Source organism: Moorena sp. SIO1F2, assembly GCF_010672755.1.
Taxonomy (GTDB): Bacteria; Cyanobacteriota; Cyanobacteriia; order Cyanobacteriales; family Coleofasciculaceae; genus Moorena.
This window is the reverse complement of the sequence record NZ_JAAHFV010000517.1, coordinates 1-3,394: the sequence shown is the minus strand read 5'-3', so window position 1 is coordinate 3,394 and position 3,394 is coordinate 1. Positions and strand designations below refer to the sequence as shown.

Annotated in this window: 3 protein-coding genes; all 3 read right to left on the bottom strand. The window is 44.0% G+C overall.

What is annotated here, in order from left to right; translation table 11 throughout:
* Positions 1 to 402 precede the first annotated feature (402 nt).
* A complete protein-coding gene (locus F6J94_RS32055) occupies positions 403 to 558 on the bottom strand; it encodes a hypothetical protein (RefSeq protein ID WP_293047640.1) in 156 nt (51 codons plus the stop codon).
* Positions 551 to 1,342 carry a tetratricopeptide repeat protein gene (locus F6J94_RS32050; protein WP_293047637.1) on the bottom strand — a complete coding sequence of 264 codons (792 nt, stop codon included), beginning with the start codon at positions 1,340 to 1,342 and terminating at the stop codon, positions 551 to 553. Before F6J94_RS32050 ends, F6J94_RS32055 begins: the two co-directional genes overlap by 8 nt.
* 71 nt (positions 1,343 to 1,413) lie before the next feature.
* Entirely contained in the window at positions 1,414 to 3,261 is a 1,848-nt protein-coding gene (locus F6J94_RS32045) for a metallophosphoesterase (protein ID WP_293047642.1), read from the bottom strand.
* Positions 3,262 to 3,394: the final 133 nt, after the last annotated feature.

Here is a 3,394-nt window from a genome sequence, read left to right as displayed (position 1 = left end):
CCCCAATTAATTTTGGTGGATACTGAGCTGTGACATAATCCATCACATCGTAGAGAGTGATACGTGTTGCGGCAATGGTTAATCCCCATTCTGTGCGAATTATTATAGCTGTTTTGCTATTAGATACTGGAGCCATATCTATCGCTTTCTTAATGTATCTATATTGTACGAAGTGTTTAAGTATTCAGTGGTCAGCTTAAAATCAGGACTTGCTTAATATATAGAAGATTTTAATAATTTTGTGCCATGGGCATCTTGGTGGAACAGGCATCTTGCGTAGAACTGGCATCTTGCCAGTTTCCTCCTTATTTTCGGGCGGGCAGGATGCCCACTCTACTGATATTGATTATTCGCGCGGGTGCTATTGATTATTCGCGCGGGCAGGATGCCCACTCTACTGATCTAGCACATTTGATATTTATAAAAGCTGAAACGCTGTTGTAGTAAACTTTTGCCTCTTGCCTCTTGCCTCTTGCCTTTTGCCTTGCGCGTAGCGCTATATTCATCCCGCCCCTCAGCAATGGCACATCTGTTCCTAATGCTGCGAGGTCTAGTCACAAAACCAGGATTTTAACCCAAGACACGCTCGATATATGCCCGTCGATAAAGGAGAGCGCAAAATTTCCAGATTCTCACGGATGCTTACAGTATCAGAATGATTTGACCCTAACTTCTGTTCGGCAATCTCCAATGCCTGTTGATAGAGGGGTTTGGCCTCATCATAGCGCCCGATTGAGTGGTAGAGTAAACCCAGGTTGTTGAGAATGGTGGCTACATCGGGATGCTCCTTACCCAGGCGGCTTCTGGTTATCTCTAAACATTTCTCATACCAGGATTCAGAGTGATCATAAGTACCTTGACCATAATAGAATCTTCCTAAGCCAATAAACAGCCAGATTAAATCTTCATCCCTGAGCCAGTCAGTTAGGACTGTGGCAGCTTCGGCTAAATGAGGGATAGCGGGGGTAACTGCTGCAATCTGATCGCGAGTTGGTGTCTTGGGAATTTTTTTTGCCACAGCTACCATTGTTTGACAAAAGCGTTGCTTGTAGCAATCGGCCTCTGGTAATTGAGCCAGCTTGATCTGGAAAAATTCTCGAATTCGTTGATGGAGCTGATAAGTTTGCTGTTTGGTCAGTTGCAACAGATTACCATCGAGCAAAAATCGATTGGCCATAGGCCACGCTAAGCGATCGCGTAATTCTGCCAATGCTTTTTGTTGTTTATGCCATTCTTCTTCATCTTCAGTTTCGATCACACAAGACTCTACTAGTGACCACTCAAAAGGAGCAGGAGCAAACAAACTCAGAAGACATCCTAACTGTTGGGCTTCTGGTGGCAAATTGTTCCAAGATGACTTAAACCATTCTACAGAGTAGGGCGTAGCAGGATTAGTAATGTTACTGGGGGGATTTAATTTTTTCCGTTTTTTTTTACTACTGCAACCGGGGTGAACTTTGCCAGAATTTCAAAAGCAAAAGCACTGGCATGGCGTGCAGCTATTTCTTTGGAGCCATTAGCATCTGCTTCACTCTTGCTATCGATTAAATCAGAAATACCACGAATAATTACTGCTGATACCTGCTGATTAGCATGAACAGCTTCAAGCAAACCCCTTCCTTCCATTTCCACTGCTAGTGCATCACCATAGTTATTCTGCAGGAAATCAAAAGTACTGGATTTCTTTGAAGCAACTACTTTTTCCCCAGCTGCAATTGGTGCAACGAACACACTAGGGGATGAACTAGAATCAACAGATTTCAGTCTTTCTAACCAGCTTCGTTTCTTTGCTTCGGCTCTAGCTCGTTGAATCAGATTATAAGATGATTGTCCCACATCAGGTCTAGGTTCAAATTCTAGTTTGGTTTTGCCCGATTCATAACCATATACTTTCGTAGCAGCTACCACATCACCTAGTTTGACATCTTTAATTCCTCCAGCCACTCCCACAAACATAACAACATCAGGCTGGAAGTGAGCGATCGCTCTTTCTGCTTCCATTGCTGCTCCGGTATTTCCTTGACCAATCTCAACAATTCCTACTTCCCAGAACTTACCATTAGCTGAAAACTTTCCTATTTCATAAATTGTCCCTTGTGGATGTATCTCCTCTTTAAGATTACTCAAATGAGCGCTAACGGCGATATATTCAGGAGGAATAGCAGTTAATATAACTGCTCGGTTTATATATGTTTGCCTCTGGGTCTGATTCTCTTGAGTTATAGTCGAATTATTATCAATAGGTATTTTGTCTTTAGCTACCATAGGTCTTTCTAGTTTCCGCAACAATTTCACTGTTACGGGTTCCGTGCCTTCGTCTCCTTTAGGCAGCCTAAAGCTAATATCGCTATGGATCTCCCATCCGCCGCCTTGTTTTTTCTCTGCTTTACGGGGGTAGATGCGCAGGGAGGCGGTATCCCCTTCGATCTTCAATTCGCATAGTGAATAACCATGCACCCGTTCCTGGTTTTGGTCTCCCCACCCTTCCATACCGAACAGGGAACAGCCTTGCAGTCTGCGTCGAGCATTTGCACCACCTTCAGCCAAGCTTCTCAGGTTGGGCTCGTGCATATGTCCAAACAGATGCAAAGCGAATCGTTCCGGTGGGCTGTGAATCTCGCTATTTAGCTGCTCTTGGGCTTGGTCGGTTAGCCAATCCTGGGGGTGGTGGGTAAGCAGCAAACAGGCATGGTGTTCTTTTGCCCAATACGGTCCATTTGAATTACAGGCTCCATTGAACTGGCGCATATCTAGAGCCAGCTTACCTTTTCGGTCACCGCCCATCAGTTGGAGAAAGGCGCTATTGAGTCCTAAAATTCCGAGTCTGAACCCGTCTTTATAAATTGTTGCTGAAAAATCTCCTGGCAGTATGCCCTCTGAATAGATCTCGGGCTTAGGTACGGTTATATTGTGCCACCATTGAACATAATTCTCGAAAGCTTTAATTACAAGCTGTCGCTGAGGAGATTTGATGTTATTCCAAAATGGCTCTTGAACATAAGCCTTGTTCCACAGATCCTGGAGATTGATCAATGCAGGGTCAAACTGGTCATCTGGTCGAACCAGATCGTGGTTACCAGGTACAGCCAGAAACTTCGGCTCAAATCCCATCTGGTCAAACTTTTCCCAGAAATTAGTTAATAGTTTATCTACCTCTTGGAATTCCGGTTTACTGCCGCCCTGGGTAATATCCCCAGTAAACATTACCAAATCTATTGGACCTACCTTTTTACAAAGGTACTCTAAATCCTCGAAGAAAATTTGCTTGCTTGATTTATGCGATCGCTAATTTTGGGATTAAAATCCTTTGGTGGTGGTAATACAGCTCCCTCAGCCCTATCCTCAGCTGATACTGGTTTCTTTCCAGTTAAGAGCACATACAAGGTAGCGGCCA